Consider the following 16,560-nt stretch of genomic DNA (forward strand, 5'->3'; position numbering starts at 1 on the left):
GGCAATGGCGATGAGAATGCAACCTCGAAGACGGGTCAGCATCAGAGACATCGCCGACGCGGCGGGCGTCTCGCTGACGACCGTCTCGCACGCGCTCAACGGCAAGGGGCGGGTCCAGCCGGAGACGCGCGCGCGGATCTTCGCGCTCGCCGCCGAGCTGGGCTACAGCGCCAACCCGCATGCGCAGCGGCTCGCGACCGGCCGCCACATGATGCTCGCGGTCCAGATCTCCGGCTTCGGCGGCAAGGCGCTCGCGACCGACTCGGCCTACTTCGTCGACGTGCTCAACAGCGTCTCGGCGGCAGCGCTCGACCACGGCTACACCGCGGTGCTCGCCGCGCCCGACATGCGCCCGCGCGACATCGACGCCTTCGCCGTCGACGGCGCGATCGTCGTCGACCCGACCGGCGAGGAGCCGCTGCTGACGACGCTCGCGCAGCGCGGCGCCCCCGTCGTCACGACCGGCCGCGTGCTCGGCGCGGGCCAGACCAGCGGCTGGGTCGACAACGACCTGCGCAAGGCGGCGACGCGAGTGCTCGACCACTTCGGCGACGCCGGCTACGAGCGGCCGGCGATCCTGACCGGCCCGCTGACGCGCTCCTACGCCGCCGACACCGTCGAGACCTACGAGCGGTGGGCGCGGGAGCGCGGGATCGAGCCGATCTCGGTCGCGGTCAGATCGGGCATGTCGGCCGCCGCGGCGATGAGAGCGGCGGAGGCGCTGCTGTCGCGCAGGGACCGCCCCGACGCCGTCTACGCGATGCTCGACGTGCTCGCGCTCGCGACCGCGCACGTCGCGCGCAGACGCGGCCTGTCGGTCCCCGGCGACCTCGGGATCGCGGCCGCCTTCGACAGCGAGGTGCTGCGCTGGGCCGACCCGCCGCTGACCGCCTTCGACCTCCACCCCGCGCGGATCGGGCGCGAGGCGGTCGCGCTGCTGACCGCCGTCCTCGCCGACCCGACCAGAGCCGGCCGCTCGGTCACGGTGCCGGCGAAGCTCATCTCGCGGGCGTCGACCGCCCGCTCCGGGTGAGCCGCGCCCACAGCCGCTCGAGCCGCTCCTCCCCCTCGGCGCCGACGTCGCGGACCGTGACGCAGCGGCGCACGACCTCCTCGCCGGGGAACAGCACCGGGTCGTCGCGCAGCTCCGGCGCCAGCAGCGCGCGGGCGGCGCCGTTGGGCGTCGCGTAGCCGTTGCGCTCGACCGTGATCCGCGCGACCGCCGGGTCGAGCAGCACGTCGATCGCGGCGTGCGCGAGCAGCGGCCGGTCGCAGCGGGCGTCGATCGCGGCGGTCGTCACCCACAGGACCGCGCCCTCGGCCGGGACGGCGTAGGCGAGCCGCTCGTCGGCCCGCATCGCGCGCGCCGCCGGGCCGCTCCAGGCGTGGTGGGCGACGACCTCGCGGTCGACCACCGGACCGACGAAGTCGTCGCTGTCGAAGCCGGCGATCGCGTCGGCGCGCCGCTCCAGCAGCGCGGCCGCCGCCGCGAGCGACTCGTCGTCGGTCGCGTTGACGTCGCGGCCGCAGGCGATCAGCGCGGCGCCGATCACCTCGCGCAGCTCGTCGAGCAGGCCGACGGCGACGCCGGGCGGCGGGTCGAGCAGCGCCGCCCAGCCGCGTGCGCCGGCATCGGGCAGCCGCTCGCGGTCGTAGAGGATCCCGGTCGTGCCGAAGGCGAGCGGGACCGCCCAGCGCTCGTCGGGATCCCAGACCGGCCGCCGCGCCCACGGCGCCAGGCCGACGCGGCCCGGCAGCAGCGCGGGGTCGAGCGGGTGGAGCGCGCCGCGCGCCGCCAGCCGCTCGACCATGTAGTCCGACGGCGTGATCACGTCGTAGCGCTCGCCGGCGAGCAGGCGCTCCTCGAGCTGCTCGTTGGTCGAGATCGCGACCGACTCGACGGCGACGCCGAGCCGCCGCTCGACCAGGTCGAGCGCCTCGTCGGCCGGCATCCCCGGCCAGACGAGCATCCGCAGCGGCGCGGTCACCGGTCGAGCTCCTCGACGTCCTCGTACCACTGCGCGCGCGTGCCGACCTTCGCGCGCAGCTTCCAGCGGCGCGTCTTCGGCTCGGCCTCGATCGCCGCCGCCAGCCGCTCCAGCCGCTCGCCGGTTGCCGCCGTCTCTCCGTTGAGGCCGGCGTCCGGGACGAGCGCGCGGACCTTCTCGACGTTGCCCGAGGCGGTGTGGTGGAAGCCCCAGTCGCGCGCGAGCAGCCGCGCGACGTGGCCGGCGTCGAGGCCGTCGCCGGCGTCGGTCGGCGACAGCTCGTGGCCGAGGAGCAGGTAGAGGATGTCGACGAGGTCCTTGTCGGTCGTCTCGACGATCTGCAGCTTCTGCAGCAGCAGGTCGGTCGCCGACGCCGCGACGCCGTCGGCGTCGAGCGCGTCGCGCAGCTCCAGTCTGTGGCAGGCCGGCGGCAGGCCGAGGAAGACGTCGACCTCCAGCGCCGGCTCCTCGCCGCCCGCCTCGAACAGGAAGTAGCGGTGGCGTCTGTCGCCGTGCCAGGCGATCAGCCGCTCGTCGGCGACGTAGCCGCGCGCGGCGAACAGCTCGGCGACCTCCGCCTTCGTACCCGGCGGGGCGATCAGGTCGAGGTCCTTCGGCGCCGGGCGCATGCGGGCGTAGGCGTCGCGCCGCGCGGGCGCCAGCCGCTCCCACACGCCGATGCCGCCGACGGCGCGCAGCGGCACGCCGGCGGCGGCGCCGGCCGCGACCAGCGCGCGCGCCTCCGCCGCCATCCGCTCGAACGCCTCGCCGGGAGGGCCCGCGGGCCGTTCGATCTCGGTCATCTCATCTCACCTCCGGCCAGTGACGGCCGATCGCTCTGCGTACCTCGGCCAGCCGCTCAGGCCAGCCCTCCGCCGGCGGCGCGTCGGCCGCGAACGGATCCTCAAGGTCGGTCGCGAAGCTGCCGAGCCCGCCAAGGATCGCGTGGTCGACCTGCGGCAGCGTCGAGACGTTGTAGCCGCCCTCGTGGACGACGACGAGGCCGATCTTCCGGCCGCTCGCGAAGGCCGCCATCCGCTCCGCCATCGCGCGGAAGCCGGCCGCCGAGACCAGCTGGTTGGAGAGCGGGTCGGCGGCGTGGCAGTCCTGCCCGGCCGAGACGATCAGCAGCTGCGGGTCGTAGGCGTCCAGCAGCGGCAGCACGACCGCGTCGAGCGCCTCGAGGTACTCGCGGTCGCCGCTGCCGGGCGGCATCGGGACGTTGGCGTTGAAGCCCGCGCCGGCGCCCTCGCCGGTCTCCTCCAGCCAGCCGGTGCCGGGGTAGAGCGGCCACTGGTGCAGCGAGCAGAAGAGGACGCTTGGGTCGTCGTAGTGGATCTCCTGCGTGCCGTTGCCGTGGTGGACGTCCCAGTCGACGATCGCGACCCGCTCGATCGGATAGGTCGCCTGCGCGTAGCGGGCGGCGACGGAGACGTGGTTGAAGAGGCAGAAGCCCATCGCGCGGTCGGCCGGCGCGTGGTGGCCCGGCGGCCGCGTGAGGCAGAAGAGGCTGTCGGGCCGCCAGTAGGCCTCCATCGCGACCGCGTCGACGGCCGTCAGCGCGGCGCCGGTCGCGAGCGTCGCGAGGTCGAAGCTGCCGGGGCCGGCCTTCGTGTCGGTGTCGAGCCAGACCGGGCCGTCGCGGTCGGCGCGGCGGACGCTCTCGACGTAGCGCGTGTCGTGCGAGCGGACGAGCTCCTCGACGCGGGCGTGGCGCGGGTGCATGACGAACAGCCGCTCCCAGTCGGCGCTCGCTCTCAGCCGCTGCACGACGCCCGGCAGCCGCCGTGCGTTCTCGGGGTGCTCGCCGGTGTCGTGGCGCTCCTGCCCGGGCAGCAGCACGACTCCGGTCAGCGCCTGCTCGCGGCGGTAGTAGCCGTGCGGGACCGACCCGATCCCCTCGACCTGCTCGATCGCGCTCATGCCTGCTGCTCCTCGTGTCGCTCGTCTTCGCTCGGTGCGGCGGCCGCGGGCGCGGCCCGGGCGACGGCCGGCACCGGGATCGCCACGCGACCGTCGGCGCCGACCGCCAGCTCCTCGCCGCCGGCCGCGACCGCGCACGCGCCGCCCGCGAAGGCGATCCCGTGCTCCTCGCCGGCGCGGTTGGCCAGCGCGACCGCGACGCCGTGCGCCGCCGCCATCCCGCGCGCGAGGGCGCGGAGGCGATCCCAGCCCTCCTCGTCCTCCGCGACGCCGGCGACGACCAGCCGGGCGCCGCGTCGCGCGAGCGCCGCCCACGCCTGCGGGTCGGCCGCGTCGAGGCCGACGAGCAGGCCGGTCGGGCCCCACGGCGCGTCCGCGACCGCGAGGTCGCCGTGGCCCGGCGAGCAGAACAGCTGCTCGTAGCGGCCGTGGGCGGCGGCGAGCCTGCGCTGCCGGTAGGCGACCTCCTCGCCGCCGTCGCGGCCGAGCCGCGCGGTCAGGTAGAAGACGCCCTCCCCCTCCGACTCGTACGCGGACGCGGACAGCCACGCGGGACCGGCGGCGGCGAGCGCGTCGCGCCACGCCGGCGCCGGCGCGCGCTGCGCCAGCTCGAGGCCGGCGCGGTCCCGCGTCGCCGCAACGTACGGCGCGAAGCTCCATTGCGGCAGGCAGATCAGCTCCGCGCCGGCGGCGGACGCGGCGGCGACGGAGGCGTGCGCCGCGGCGCACGCCTCCTCCCCGTCCGTCACGCCCCCAAACGGCGGGAGCGCGACGTCGACCGTGGTCATCGCGATCACTCCCACCAGACGGTCGGCAGGTCGCGCGTCAGCACCTCGACGCCCTCCTTGGTGACGATCACGTTGTGCTCGAAGGCGCCGGTGCCGGCGCCGGGGCGGCCGACCTCGGCCTCGATCGCCCACACCTGGCCGGGGGCCAGCTCGGCCGTCTCGCCGGGCATCAGCCACGGGTGCTCCCACGCGAGGCCCATGCTGTGGCCGAACGACGGGAAGCTCTGGCCGAGGTAGGCGACGCCGTCGGAGGACTCGCCGCCCGGCACGTCGAAGCCGTGCTCGCCGAGCCACGCCGCGCCGCGGTTGAAGAGCTCCTCGCAGCGGACGCCCGGTCTCATCCCCTCGACGATGTGCTCGACGACCGCGGCGCTCGCCTCCAGCACCTCGCGCTGCGCGTCGGTGACCTTGCGGCCGGCCACCGTCGTGCGGACCATGTCGTAGAAGTAGCCGTTGACGGTGCCGTACATGTCGGGGTGGATCATGTCCCCGGCCTCCAGCGGCCGCTTGTGGTCCCACGACGGCATCCGGTCCCACTGGAAGTGGTCGACGTTCGGCCCCGAGGTGACCGGGATGTCGAGCGGGAAGGCGCCCTGGCGGACGCCGGTCTGGAAGGCCGCGATCACGCAGTCGGCCTCGGTCGCGCCCGGCACCGCCGCCTCGCAGAAGGCGGCGACCATCTCGGAGCCGACGCGGACCGCCTCGCGCACGAGCACCAGCTCGGCCGGCGACTTGACCAGCCGCATCGCCTCGATCAGGTCGTCGGCCCACTCGAACTCGATCTCCGGCAGCGCCTGGCGGATGCGGTCGATCGCGACGTGCGGCAGCGACTCGCGGCCGATCAGGCCGACCTTGCCGGCGCCCAGCCCGCGATCGTTCAGCGTCTTCGCCGCGCCGGCCCACAGGTCGAGCTCGACGCGGACGTCGTCGATCACGACGAGATCGTCGCGCCAGTCGGGGATCTCGACGACGAGCGTGCCGTCCTCCTCGACCGGCATCACGACGACGCCGTGGCCGCGGCCCGACCACGCCGGCGGGCGGTCGGCGATCTGCGGGAAGGGCGAGTAGTGGTTGGTGAGGTAGACGACGTCGGCGCCCCAGTCGGCGCCGTTGGCGCCGCGGCTGACGACCAGCAGGCCGTCGAGGCCGCGCTCCTGGGCGCGGCGCCGCAGCTCCGCGCGCCGCTGCGCGAACTCCGCGCGCGGGATGCCGTTGACGACGTCAGCCGTCTCGCTCGTTGCACTCATGTGGGGACTCCTCTCGTGGGTTCTGTCAGCCGGTGACGAACTGGTGGCCGACGACGCGCTCGGGCTCGAGCGTCACCAGCACCGCGCGCAGCACGCCCTCGGCGTATTCGCTTCCGGGGTTGATCGCCTTCGTGCGCCCGATCTCGACGGCGCCCGGCGACTCGTGGATGTGTCCGTGAAGGCTCAGCAGCGGCTGGCGGTCGGCCAGGAACGACGCGACCGCCCTGCTGCCGACCGATGCCGTCGAGCCGGCGATCGCACGCGGCGGCGAGACCGACGTGTCGAGCTCCGGCGCGATGTCGAGCGACGAGCCGTGCGGCGGCACGTGGATGTTGGCGATCACCGACGTGAAGTCGCCGGCCTGCCCGGCGAGCGCGTCGAGCTCGGCGGCGAGCTTCTCCTCCGGCACGTCGCGCGGGCACTGCCACGGCGTCTCGTTCGCCAGCCCGCAGGAGATCAGCGTCCAGTCGTCGTTCAACGGCAGCACCCTGCCGTCGGCGCCGTGGGTCCACTCGCGCTCGGCGAAGGTCAGCTCGTCGAGGTTCCACGGGTCGTCGTTGCCGGCGATCAGGTACGCGGGGACCCGCAGCTCGGCGCAGCGCGCCTCGAGCCGCTCGATCCAGCGCTCCCAGCGCTCGTACATCAGGCGGTCGAAGACCTCCTCGGCGTGGGCCCCGTCGTCGTGCAGCGCCTGCAGCTCGTCGGCCGAGCCGCGGTAGGGGTAGAAGCCGAGCTGGGAGCCGAGCCGCTCGTACTCGGGCAGCTCGTCGAGCGCGACCTCGTGCTCCTCGCCCATCCACCGCACGCGGGCGCCGCCGCCCTCGACGTGGATCGGCATCAGGCCCTTGCCGGCGACGTCGCCGCCGACGACGATCGCGTCGGGCCGCCACGCCTGCAATGCGCCGAGCAGCTTGCCGAAGGTGTGCTCGCTGCCGTGCAGATCGGTCGCGAACAGCACCTTGATCCGCCGTCTCTTCTCGCCTGCGCGCTTCTTGAAGAGGCCCATCGTCACTCCGGCGGCAGCTGGCGGAAGGCCAGGTCGAGGTCGACGCCGTTGCGCTTCTGCCAGGCGCGGTAGGCGAAGAACCAGATCGCCGAGACGACGAGGCTGAGCAGGAGCAGCAGGCGCGCCGCGGTCGTCGTGAAGCCGAGCTCGGGATAGATCAGGTTCATCACCGTGACGGCGCCGGCGGCGAGGAAGGTGACGGCGCCGGCGACGGCGATCAGCGGCAGCCCAAGGATTCTGTGGCGCGCGACCGGCGAGACCTCGTGGACGTGCTTGGCGCGGTAGGCGAACAGCATCCCCGCCAGGCCGCTCATCGCGATCACGCCGACGCTGGTGAAGGCGCCGCCGTAGACCATCGTGTTCTTGACCTCGTCGTCGAAGCGGTAGAGGACGTTGAGCGCGACGGCGACCGCGAAGTAGAAGAGCGCGGCGTTGACGGGCGCGTGGAAGCGCTCGCTGATGCGGCTGAACCACTCGGGGATCGTGCGGTCCATGCCCATCGCCGAGAGGACGCGCGTCATGTTGAGGAAGACGCACGTGGTGAAGTAGAAGCCGACCGCTATGAATCCGAGCGCCAGCAGGATCGAGACGATCGGGCTGCTCGTCATCATCATCGCGAAGCTCGGGATCGTCGCCCCGGCTGGTGAGGTGACGTCACCGTTGGTGAACGCGAAGGCGTAGGCGTTCATGAATTCATTGCCGACCATCCGCTGGAAGAGCCAGGTCGGGATCACCCACGCGACGAGGCCGACGTAGAGGCCGCCGATCGCGAAGGCGCGGAAGAGGCGGCCGAAGTTGTTGGCCTGCTTGGTCTCGCCGAGCAGCCCCTGCGCGCCGAAGACGACGTACCAGGCCAGGCCGACGACCGACAGGAACATGACGGTGTATCTGAAGCTGAAGCTCGGGTTCTCGAAGCCCCCTCTCTCCGCGGCCGCCTGGACGGTCGCGTGGAAGTTCGGGTCGCCGGTCGCCGCCTGGTGGAACTCGTTGAACTGCGTGATGAACGAGCTGTTGGAGCGCAGCAGCAGGAGGATCAGGACGATGTTGGAGACGACGATCGCCGGGATGATCAGGAAGCACTGGATCTTGCGGTAGGCGCCGATCCCGCGCAGCGTCACCGCGAACGCCATCGAGGTGAGCGCGAGCGTCGTCACGAGCAGGCCGTTGGCGCCGCCGAACCAGTTGGCGGCGTCGATCAGCGCGCTCGACTCCCACTGCAGGCCGAGGTTGAACAGCAGCGGCTGCAGCCCGAGCGTCGCCACCACGAGGCCGCCGGTCGTCGTGAAGGTGACCCACATGAACACCTCCCACGCGAACGTGAAGGTGAAGCCGACGGCCGGATGAATCGCGCGCGATTGATACAGGTAGTCGCCGCCCATCCGCGGCATCGCCGAGCCCAGGCCCGCATAGAGCGCGAAGACGGGGATCATCAACACCATCGCGATCAACGCGGTGAGCGGAACGTTGAGGCCCGCGAGGAAGACCTGCGGCGACGGGAAGACGTACAGCAGGCCGAACAGCGCGCCGGCCGCCAGGATGCCGTACCACGCGGTGTCGGCCAGCGACAGCTCGCGCACCAGACCCGACGATCTGCGTGAGAAGACGCCGAGCGATGGCGCAGGCGTCTTCGGCCCCCGGATCGAACCCGATCCAGGCGCTCTCGAGGCGGTATTCATCACTCTCCCTCCGCGCGGAAGCCAGCGCGTATCGGATGCCAAAGCCCTTTGGCTTACCCTAGCGGCATCCCCGGCCCCTGCCAACCCCACCTGCGCGAATTCGCTCCCGAGCCCCGGCCGGCTCGGTCAAACGTCTACCGCCCGCACCGCCGCCAACGGCGACGGGGCGGTGCACGAACTGCGCAGGCCCGCGCATTTCAGGGCGGCCGCGCTTGAACGGCTGGACGCCGCATGCCGTACTGCCTGACCATGCGGTTCACGCGCCACGCCATCGAGCGGCTCGCCACGCGCGGCATCGCGCGCGAGGACTCGCCGCTGTCATCGCTTCCCCGGTCCGCATGGCCCGGATTCGTCCGAACGCGGCCAGCTACTTCGGGCGCGCGCTCGACCGGCGGGCTATCGTCGTCTCAGTGGCGCACGATCCGCACGACCTGATCATCACCGTGATGCTCGACCAATCCGAGGAACGCGCATGAAGGCCGTCTACGACAGCGAGGCCAACGCGATCGAGATCACCCTCGCCGACGTGCGCCGGGTCGACCGCGACGTGCCCGCGCACCCGTGCGGCACCGTCGCCCTCGCCGACGGCCGGCCGGTCAGCGTCGAGCTGCTCAACGTGCGCGCCGGCGTGGACGACGCCGTCGATGCGATCGTCACCCGCTTCGCCGAGCTTGACGGCGGCGCGCTCCGCGCCGCCGCCGATGCCGCGCTCGCGGTCCCCGGCCGGCAGGTCGAGATCACCGTCACCTCGCGCGCCGCGTAGGCGCCCGGGATACGGACTCATCCGACCCGGCGCGCGCAAGGTCGTCGGGGGTGTCGACGTCGAGCACGGCGCCGGGGCCGCACTCGACTTCGACGAGCTCGGCCGCGGCCAGCACGGCGCCGGCGCCGCGGTCGCCGCGCAGCTCGCGCAGCGCCGGGAAGAGCGCGCGGTCGAGCAGCACCGGATGGCCCGGTCTGCCGCCATGGACCGCGCGCACGGCGCGCGGGCGCGAGGGGCGGGCCGGTTCGTCGCCGCCCGGGTCGCGCCACGCCCCGACGACGCGCGCGATCGCGTCGACGTCGATCTCCGGCTGGTCGCCGAGCAGGACGAGCGCCGCGTCGGCGTCGGGGCCGATCGCGTCGAGGCCGGCGCGCAGCGAGGCGGCGATCCCCTCCTCCCAATCGGGCGCGACGACCGGCCGCGCGCCGTGCAGGTCGACCGCGCCGGCGATCCGGTCGGCCTCGGCGCCGAGCACGACGACGACGCCGGCCAGCTCCGGCGCCGCCGCCGCGGCGGCCAGCGCGTGCTCCAGCAGCGGCCGCCCGCGCAGCGGCGCGAGCTGCTTCGCGGCCCCGAACCGCCGCGCCCCGCCGGCCGCCAGCACGATCGCGTGGACGCGCGGGTCGGGCGGCTCGGACAGCGCGGGCATGGCGCGATCGTACCCGCGAAAGTCGACCGCGTCCGGTCGCTGTCGCGGGCGGCGTGAGGGCCGCGTGAGGGCGGCGAGCGCGGGACCGAGTGCGCCCCCTGCGCCGGTCAGTCGCCGGGATCGAGCTCGTCTTTGTCGAACGTCGGCGGAGCGGTCAGCTCCCGCTGCGGGCGGCCGTCGCCCGGACGAGCGCGGGACCGAGTGCGCCGCTGCCGCCGGTCAGCGCCGCTGCGGGTGGCAGTCGCCCGGACGCGCTCGACACCGAGTGCGGGGTGCCCCTCAGTCGACGACCGCGCCGGCCTCCGCCAGCTCGCGCAGCGTCTCCGCGGTTCGCTCGGCGTCGATGCCGCGCACGGCGTCGGTCGCGACCGTCACGCGCAGCCCCTCGCCCAGCGCGTCGAGCGCCGTGTGGCGGACGCAGTAGTCGGTCGCGACGCCGGCGATCGTGACGGCGTCGACGCCCCGCTCGCGCAGCACCTCGCGCAGCGCCGGCGTCTCGAAGGCCGAGTAGCCCTCCGCGGCCCGCTCGGTCCCCTTGTCGATCACGACCTCCGCAACCTGCTCGACCCGCTCGTGCAGCGCCGCCCCGGGCGACTCGGCGACGCAGTGCTCGGGCCACGGCCCGCCCTCGCCGGCGAACGAGCTGTGGTCGGGCGGATGCCAGTCACGCGTCGCGACGACGAGGTCGAAGCGGCCAGAGCGGGCCAGCGCGACGATCGCGTCGATCACGCGGTCGCCCTCGGGCACCGCGAGCGCCCCGGCCGGCGGCAGGAAGTCGTGCTGGACGTCGATGATCAGCAGCGCCTCGCTCACACCTCCCAGCTACCCGCCGGCCCCCGCCCGCCGACCGCCGGACGCGGCGGCCGGCGCGCCGGGATCTCCGCTCAGCCGAACCGCCGGCCGCGGCGCCCTCCGCTCCTCACTCCGCCGCGATCGCGCGCAGCACGTCGAGCCGCGCGGCGCGGCGGGCCGGACGGACCCCGGCGAGCACGCCGGCCAGCCCGCCGACGACGAGCACGATCGCGAGCTGCGCGACCGGCACCGCGAACGTCTCGATCCCGACCGCGTCGCCGAGCCGCGTCAGCAGGAACGCGATCGGCAGGCCGAGGACGATCCCGCCGGTCGTCCCCAGCAGCGCGATCACGACCGCCTCCCAACGGACCGTCGCGCGCAGCTGGCCGCGCGTCTGCCCGACCGCGCGCAGCAGCCCCAGCTCGCGCGTCCGCTCGTGGGTCGCGAGCGCGAGCGTGTTGGCGATCCCGAGCAGCGCGATCACCACGGCGAGCGCGAGCAGCACGTACACGATCGACAGCACCATCCGGACGCCGTCGCCGGCGGCGTCGACGTATTCCTGCCGCGTCTGCGTCTCCGGCGCGCCCCAGCGCTCGGCGACCCGCTCGACCGCCGCCTTCCCAGCCGCCTCGCCGACGCCCGGCGCGAGCGAGACGAAGATCGTCCGGTCGGCGCTCTGCGGCGCGTGCCGCTCCCACGCCGCGCGCGGCAGCAGCACGTCGCCGGCGATCCCCTCCTCGCCGTAGACCGCCCCGACGCGCAGCGTCGCGCGGGCACCGTCGGGATAGACGACCGCGACCGGGCTGCCGACCCGCCAGCCGCGCTGCTCGGCCTCGTCGGCCGAGACGGCCAGCGCCCCGCGGCCGAGCGCGTCGAGCGAGCCGGCGCGCAGGTCGAGGTCGACGAGCCGCGACAGCGCGGCCGCGTCGGCATTCGCGTACACGCCGTTGCGCCCGTCGACGCGCGCCGAGCCGGAGCCGAGGCCGACCGCGGTCGCGACCTGCGGCAGCGCGGCCAGCTCGCGCGCCAGCGCCGGCGGCAGCGACGCGTCCTCGAACTCGCCGCCGGTGACCGCGAGGTCGCCGTCGAACGAGCGGGCGGCGGAGTCGTCGAGCGAGCGCTGGAGCGAGAAGCCGACGACGGTGATCGCCGTCACGACCGTCACCCCGACGACGAGCGCCGACGCCGCCCGCGCGGTCCGGCGCGGGCTGCGGATCGCGTTGCGCCGCGCCAGCGTCCCGACCGTGCCGCGCAGCCGTGGCAGCGGCGCCGCGATCAGCGCCGTCGCCCCGCGCACGAGCGCGGTCAGCGGCCGGCGGCGGCGCGAGCGACCGGCCCGCGCCCCGCCGGCCCGCGCCCCGCCGGCCCGCGCCCCGCGGGCGAGCGCCGTGAGCGACCGGCGCTGCCGCACGCTGGCGCCGCCCTCCTCACCCTCCAGCGCCGCGTCGCGCAGCGCCGCGAGCGGCGGGACGCGCGAGGCCGCCAGCGCCGGCGCCAGGCCGGCCAGCAGCGTCACGACGACGCCGGCCGCGACGGCGATCAGCGCGCTCGTCGCCGACACCTCGAGGCCGCCGGCCGGCAGCGCGAAGCCGAAGGCGTCGAACATCGCCTTCAGCGCCGAGGCGATCGCGATCCCGCCGACCAGGCCGGCGAGCGAGGCGACGGCCGCGAGCAGCGCCGTCTCCGTCAGCGCGGCGCCGAGCACCTGGCGGCGGGTCGCGCCGACGGCGCGCAGCAGCGCCGACTCGCGCGCACGCTGGGCGGCGACGATCGCGAAGGTGTTGTGGATCGTGAAGGCGCCGACGAGCAGCGCCAGCCCGGCGAAGGCGACGAGCACGGTGCGGAGCCCGTCGAGGAAGGTCTGGTCGATGTCGTCGACCCGCTCGGCCGCCAGCCGGTCGCCGGCGATCGCCTCGATTCCGCTGCCGAGCGCCGGCCGCAGCCGCGCGACCAGCTCGGCCTGCGACAGCCCCGGCTCGCCGCGCACGACCACCGACGAGATCGCGTCGGGGCGTTTCATCACGTGCCGCGCGGCGCCCGCGGTCGAGAAGGCGGTGAAGGTCGTCGCGCCGACGCCCGACGAGGAGCCGAAGGTCGCGATCCCGACGATCCGCACGCGCACCGGCTCGGGCGTCCGCACGGTCGCCTCGTCGCCGACGCGCAGGCCGCCGTCGTCGGCGGCGCCGCGGTTGACCACGACCTCGTCGCCGGTCCGAGGGGCGCGCCCCTCGGCGAGCCGGTAGGGGTTGAGGCGCGGGTCGGCGATCCAGTTGCCGGCGAGCTTCGGCGGGCCGTCGCGGCCGACCGCTCTGCCGTCGGCGCCGATCAGCGTCCCGCGCCCCTCGATCGACGGCTCCGCCGCCGCGACGCCGTCGACGGCGCGGACGCGCGCCAGCGTGGAGGCCGGGATCGGCGCGCGCTGGCCGGGGCCGGCGTCGTCGTCGATCCGCGTCGTGCTGCGCACGACCGCGTCGGTGCCGGCGGTGACCTCGCCGAACAGCCGCTCGAAGTTGCGCTGCAGCGTGTCGCCGAGCATCAGCGTCCCGGCGAGGAAGGCGACGCCGAGGAACACCGACAGGAAGGTGCCGGCGAGCCGGCGCTTGTGGGCCCAGAGGCCGTTCAGGGCGATCCGTCGCATGCGATCACCCGCCCAGCGTCCGGACGCGGTCGAGCACCAGCTCCGGCGTCGGGTCGTCGAGCGCGTCGACGACCCTGCCGTCGGCGAGGAAGACGGCGGCGTCGGTCCAGGCGGTCGCGAGCGGGTCGTGGGTGACCATCACGACCGTCTGCCCCAGCTCGTCGACCGCGCGGCGCATGAATCCAAGGATCTCGCCGCCGGAGCGCGAGTCGAGGTTGCCGGTCGGCTCGTCGGCGAAGACGATCTGCGGCCGGCTGGCGAGCGCACGCGCGACCGCGACGCGCTGCTGCTGACCGCCGGACAGCTCGGCCGGGCGGTGGTGGAGCCGGTCGCCGAGGCCGACGGTCCCGATCACCGTGTCGAGCCAGTCGCGATCGGGCCGCGCTCCGGCGAGGTCGAGCGCGAGCGTGACGTTCTCGCGCACGGTCAGCGTCGGCACGAGGTTGAACGCCTGGAAGACGAAGCCGATCCGCTCCCGCCGCAGCAGCGTCAGCTGCGTGTCGGAGAGCCGCGACAGCGGGGTGTCGCCGATGTAGGCCTCGCCGGAGGTGAGCGCGTCGAGCCCGGCGACGCAGTGCAGCAGCGTCGACTTGCCGGAGCCCGACGGTCCCATGATCGCGGTGAAGCGGCCGGCGGGGAAGGCGACGGTGACGTCGTCGAGCGCGGTGACGGCGGTGTCGCCGACGCCGTGGACCTTGGTCGCGCCGACGACGCGCGCGACGGCGCTGCCGGGCGGCGGTGCGGTGCGGGCGTACGGAGCGGTGGACGGTGCGGCGGTCATGGTGCGATCTCCTTGTCGGGTCGGGACCGCATCCCAGTCTCCGCACATCCCGCCGCGCTGTCGTCGCCCCCCGGGCGGCTTCCCATACGCCCCCGGATGACACTTCCGCCTGCGCCCCGCGGCGTACGCCCGCCCCTCACTCGGACCTGTGTCATCCAGCTGTTCCTGAGCAACACCTGGATGACAAAGGTCCGCGCGGGTGCCGCGGCGGCTCAGGCGGCGGGCGGGCGCGGGGTGACGAGGCCGGACTCGTAGGCGAGCACGACCAGCTGGGCGCGGTCGCGCGCGTCGAGCTTGCCCATCGCGCGGCTGACGTGGGTCTTCGCCGTCGCCGGGCTGATCACGAGCCGCTCGGCCAGCTCGCGGTTGGAGAGCCCTTCGGCGACGAGCGCGACGACCTCGCGCTCGCGCTCGGTCAGCACGTCGAGCCGCGGCGGCGCCGGCGTCGGGGCGGCCGGCGCGCGGGCGGCGAACTCGGAGATCAGCCGGCGCGTCACGCTCGGCGCCAGCAGCGCCTCGCCGTCGGCGACGACCCGCACCGCGCGCAGCAGGTCGACCGGCTCGACGTCCTTCAGCAGGAAGCCGCTGGCGCCGCAGCGCAGCGCGCCGAAGACGTACTCGTCGAGCTCGAAGGTCGTCAGCACGAGCACGCGCACGCCGGCGAGCGCGGGATCGTCGGAGATCGCGCGGGTCGCGGCGAGGCCGTCCTGGCGGGGCATCCGCACGTCCATCAGCACGACGTCCGGCGTCGTCGCGCGCACGACCTCGACCGCCTCCACCCCGTCGGCCGCCTCGCCGACGACGGCGAACCCCTCCTCGGCGTCGAGCAGCATCCGGAAGCCGGCCCGCACGAGCGCCTGGTCGTCGGCGAGCACGACGCGGATCTCGCGCGAGCCGGCGGCCGGACGGTGCGCGCCGGTCGCACCGCCGGCGCCAGCCGCGGCGGGAGCGTGGGGCGCCCCGCTCGCGCCGTCGGCGCCAGCCGCGCCGCGGCCGTCGAACGCCCCGCCCGCTCCGCTCACGCCGTCACCGCCGGCAGCCGCGCGCGGACGCGGAAGCCGCCGCCGGGGCGCGGGCCGGCCTCGACCGATCCGCCGAGCAGCGCGGCGCGCTCGCGCATGCCGGCGAGGCCGTGGCCGCCGCCGCCCGCGCCGTCGCCCGTCCCGGCCGCCGCGCCGCGGCCGTCGTCGTCGATCACGAGCGCGACGGCGTCGGGCTCGTAGGCGAGCGCGACCCGCACGCGCGTCGCGGCCGCGTGGCGGACGACGTTCGTCAGCGCCTCCTGCACGATCCGGTAGCCGGCGACGTCGACCGGGACCGGCAGACGCCGCCGCTCGCCGGTCACGTCGACCGAGACCTCCGCCCCGGCCCGCCGCGCGCCGTCGGCCAGCTCCTCGACGCGCGCGAGGCTCGGCTGCGGCCCGGCCGGCTCGGGCTCCTGCTCGGCGCCGGCGCGCAGCACGCCGACGGTCGTGCGCAGGTCGGCGAGCGCCTCGCCGCTCGCCTGCTTGATCGCGCTCAGCACCTGCTCGGCCTGCTCCGGTCTGCGCGCGACGACGTGCGCGCCGGTGCTCGCCTGCACGTGGATCATCGCGAGGCTGTGGGCGAGCACGTCGTGCAGCTCGCGCGCGATCCGCAGCCGCTCCTCGCCGACCTGGCGGCGCGCCTCCTCGGCGCGCGTCCGCTCGGCCTCGCGCGCCCGCGCGGCGACCGCCGCGACCGACTCGCGCTGACTGCGCAGCGCGACGCCGGCGAGCGTGCCGATCGCGACCCAGCCGGCGGCCGCGGCGACCGGGCCGCTGAGCAGGTCGCGCCCGCCGAGCGTCAGCACCGCCGTCAGCTCGACCGCGAGCAGCCCGCCGCCGAGCCACAGCGCGTTGCGCGGCGGGATCCGCGCCGCCGCGGTCGCGAGCGCGATCAGCGCCGCGACGCAGGGACCGGGCCCGCCGGGATAGCCGCGCGCGACGTAGACCAGCTCGATCGCGAAGGTCGCGCCGAGCACGCCGAACGGCCACCGCCGGCGGCCGAGCAGCAGCGCCGCCGCGCCGGCGATCGCGACGTAGGCGAAGGCGTCGAGCGGCCGCTCGCCGGGGTCGCGGTCGGCGACCGCGGTCGTCACCAGCACGGCGAAGGCGCCCGCGAGCAGCGCGATCGCGACGTCGAGCGCCCACGGCGGCGGCAGCGGGCCGCGCGCCGGCCGCTCGCCGCCGCCCGCGCCGTCCGGTCCGGACGGCGCGGGGCCGAGCGGGTCCGCGCCGCGGGCGGCCGCGGCGGGCGTGCGGGATGTGGCGGCTGCGGCCATCGACGAC

Annotated in this window: 16 protein-coding genes; 3 read left to right on the forward strand and 13 right to left on the reverse strand. The window is 75.3% G+C overall.

The annotated features are described in order from the left end of the window. Nucleotides 1-10 precede the first annotated feature (10 nt). A complete protein-coding gene (locus BDZ31_RS09085; RefSeq protein WP_183341295.1) occupies nucleotides 11-1,033 on the forward strand; it encodes a LacI family DNA-binding transcriptional regulator in 1,023 nt (340 codons plus the stop codon). Here BDZ31_RS09085 and BDZ31_RS09090 read toward each other — a convergent pair. From BDZ31_RS09090 to BDZ31_RS09120, 7 genes are read right to left on the reverse strand one after another with little or no spacing between them, the layout of a single operon-like run. Then, nucleotides 999-1,988, reverse strand: coding sequence for an extracellular solute-binding protein (locus BDZ31_RS09090; protein ID WP_183341297.1), 990 nt, complete (start codon nucleotides 1,986-1,988; stop codon nucleotides 999-1,001). The genes BDZ31_RS09085 and BDZ31_RS09090 overlap by 35 nt on opposite strands. Further along, complete coding sequence (locus BDZ31_RS09095) at nucleotides 1,985-2,791, reverse strand: hypothetical protein (RefSeq protein WP_183341299.1); 807 nt, start codon at nucleotides 2,789-2,791, stop codon at nucleotides 1,985-1,987. Before BDZ31_RS09095 ends, BDZ31_RS09090 begins: the two co-directional genes overlap by 4 nt. A gap of 1 nt (nucleotide 2,792) precedes the next feature. Then, complete coding sequence (locus BDZ31_RS09100) at nucleotides 2,793-3,911, reverse strand: histone deacetylase family protein (protein ID WP_183341301.1); 1,119 nt, start codon at nucleotides 3,909-3,911, stop codon at nucleotides 2,793-2,795. Beyond that, nucleotides 3,908-4,699 carry a nitrilase-related carbon-nitrogen hydrolase gene (locus BDZ31_RS09105; protein ID WP_183341302.1) on the reverse strand — a complete coding sequence of 264 codons (792 nt, stop codon included), beginning with the start codon at nucleotides 4,697-4,699 and terminating at the stop codon, nucleotides 3,908-3,910. The genes BDZ31_RS09100 and BDZ31_RS09105 overlap by 4 nt, the downstream gene beginning before the upstream one ends. A gap of 5 nt (nucleotides 4,700-4,704) precedes the next feature. Further along, nucleotides 4,705-5,946, reverse strand: coding sequence for a M24 family metallopeptidase (locus BDZ31_RS09110; protein WP_183341304.1), 1,242 nt, complete (start codon nucleotides 5,944-5,946; stop codon nucleotides 4,705-4,707). 25 nt (nucleotides 5,947-5,971) lie between these two features. Further along, nucleotides 5,972-6,952 (reverse strand): metallophosphoesterase family protein, encoded by a 981-nt coding sequence (locus BDZ31_RS09115; protein ID WP_183341306.1) that lies wholly within the window; start codon nucleotides 6,950-6,952, stop codon nucleotides 5,972-5,974. Between the two features lie 2 nt (nucleotides 6,953-6,954). Then, on the reverse strand, nucleotides 6,955-8,529 hold the full coding sequence (locus tag BDZ31_RS09120; protein ID WP_183341308.1) for an amino acid permease: 1,575 nt from the start codon (nucleotides 8,527-8,529) through the stop codon (nucleotides 6,955-6,957). Nucleotides 8,530-8,966: 437 nt separating this feature from the next. Here BDZ31_RS09120 and BDZ31_RS09125 point away from each other — a divergent pair, with 437 nt between their 5' ends. Together BDZ31_RS09125 and BDZ31_RS09130 are read left to right on the forward strand one after the other, a co-directional pair. Beyond that, nucleotides 8,967-9,104: a hypothetical protein gene (locus tag BDZ31_RS09125; protein WP_183341310.1), complete on the forward strand. Its 138-nt coding sequence runs from the start codon at nucleotides 8,967-8,969 to the stop codon at nucleotides 9,102-9,104. Then, the gene (locus tag BDZ31_RS09130) at nucleotides 9,101-9,391 is read left to right on the forward strand and encodes a hypothetical protein (RefSeq protein ID WP_183341312.1); all 291 of its coding nucleotides are present in this window, start codon (nucleotides 9,101-9,103) and stop codon (nucleotides 9,389-9,391) included. The genes BDZ31_RS09125 and BDZ31_RS09130 overlap by 4 nt, the downstream gene beginning before the upstream one ends. Here BDZ31_RS09130 and BDZ31_RS09135 read toward each other — a convergent pair. The 6 genes from BDZ31_RS09135 to BDZ31_RS09160 form a co-directional block, all read right to left on the reverse strand. Continuing rightward, nucleotides 9,372-10,040 (reverse strand): nucleotidyltransferase family protein, encoded by a 669-nt coding sequence (locus BDZ31_RS09135; RefSeq protein WP_183341314.1) that lies wholly within the window; start codon nucleotides 10,038-10,040, stop codon nucleotides 9,372-9,374. The two genes, BDZ31_RS09130 and BDZ31_RS09135, sit on opposite strands and share 20 nt — an antisense overlap. Before the next feature lie 279 nt (nucleotides 10,041-10,319). Continuing rightward, the gene (locus BDZ31_RS09140; protein ID WP_183341316.1) at nucleotides 10,320-10,853 is read right to left on the reverse strand and encodes an isochorismatase family protein; all 534 of its coding nucleotides are present in this window, start codon (nucleotides 10,851-10,853) and stop codon (nucleotides 10,320-10,322) included. Nucleotides 10,854-10,959: 106 nt separating this feature from the next. Next, a complete protein-coding gene (locus BDZ31_RS09145; RefSeq protein ID WP_183341318.1) occupies nucleotides 10,960-13,470 on the reverse strand; it encodes an ABC transporter permease in 2,511 nt (836 codons plus the stop codon). Nucleotides 13,471-13,474: 4 nt separating this feature from the next. Beyond that, on the reverse strand, nucleotides 13,475-14,251 hold the full coding sequence (locus BDZ31_RS09150) for an ABC transporter ATP-binding protein (protein ID WP_183341320.1): 777 nt from the start codon (nucleotides 14,249-14,251) through the stop codon (nucleotides 13,475-13,477). A gap of 212 nt (nucleotides 14,252-14,463) precedes the next feature. Then, a complete protein-coding gene (locus BDZ31_RS09155; protein ID WP_343075577.1) occupies nucleotides 14,464-15,135 on the reverse strand; it encodes a response regulator transcription factor in 672 nt (223 codons plus the stop codon). Nucleotides 15,136-15,269: 134 nt separating this feature from the next. Beyond that, entirely contained in the window at nucleotides 15,270-16,553 is a 1,284-nt protein-coding gene (locus BDZ31_RS09160) for a sensor histidine kinase (RefSeq protein ID WP_183341324.1), read from the reverse strand. Nucleotides 16,554-16,560 lie beyond the last annotated feature (7 nt).

This window comes from Conexibacter arvalis (assembly GCF_014199525.1).
In the GTDB taxonomy this organism is placed as follows: Bacteria; Actinomycetota; Thermoleophilia; order Solirubrobacterales; family Solirubrobacteraceae; genus Conexibacter; species Conexibacter arvalis.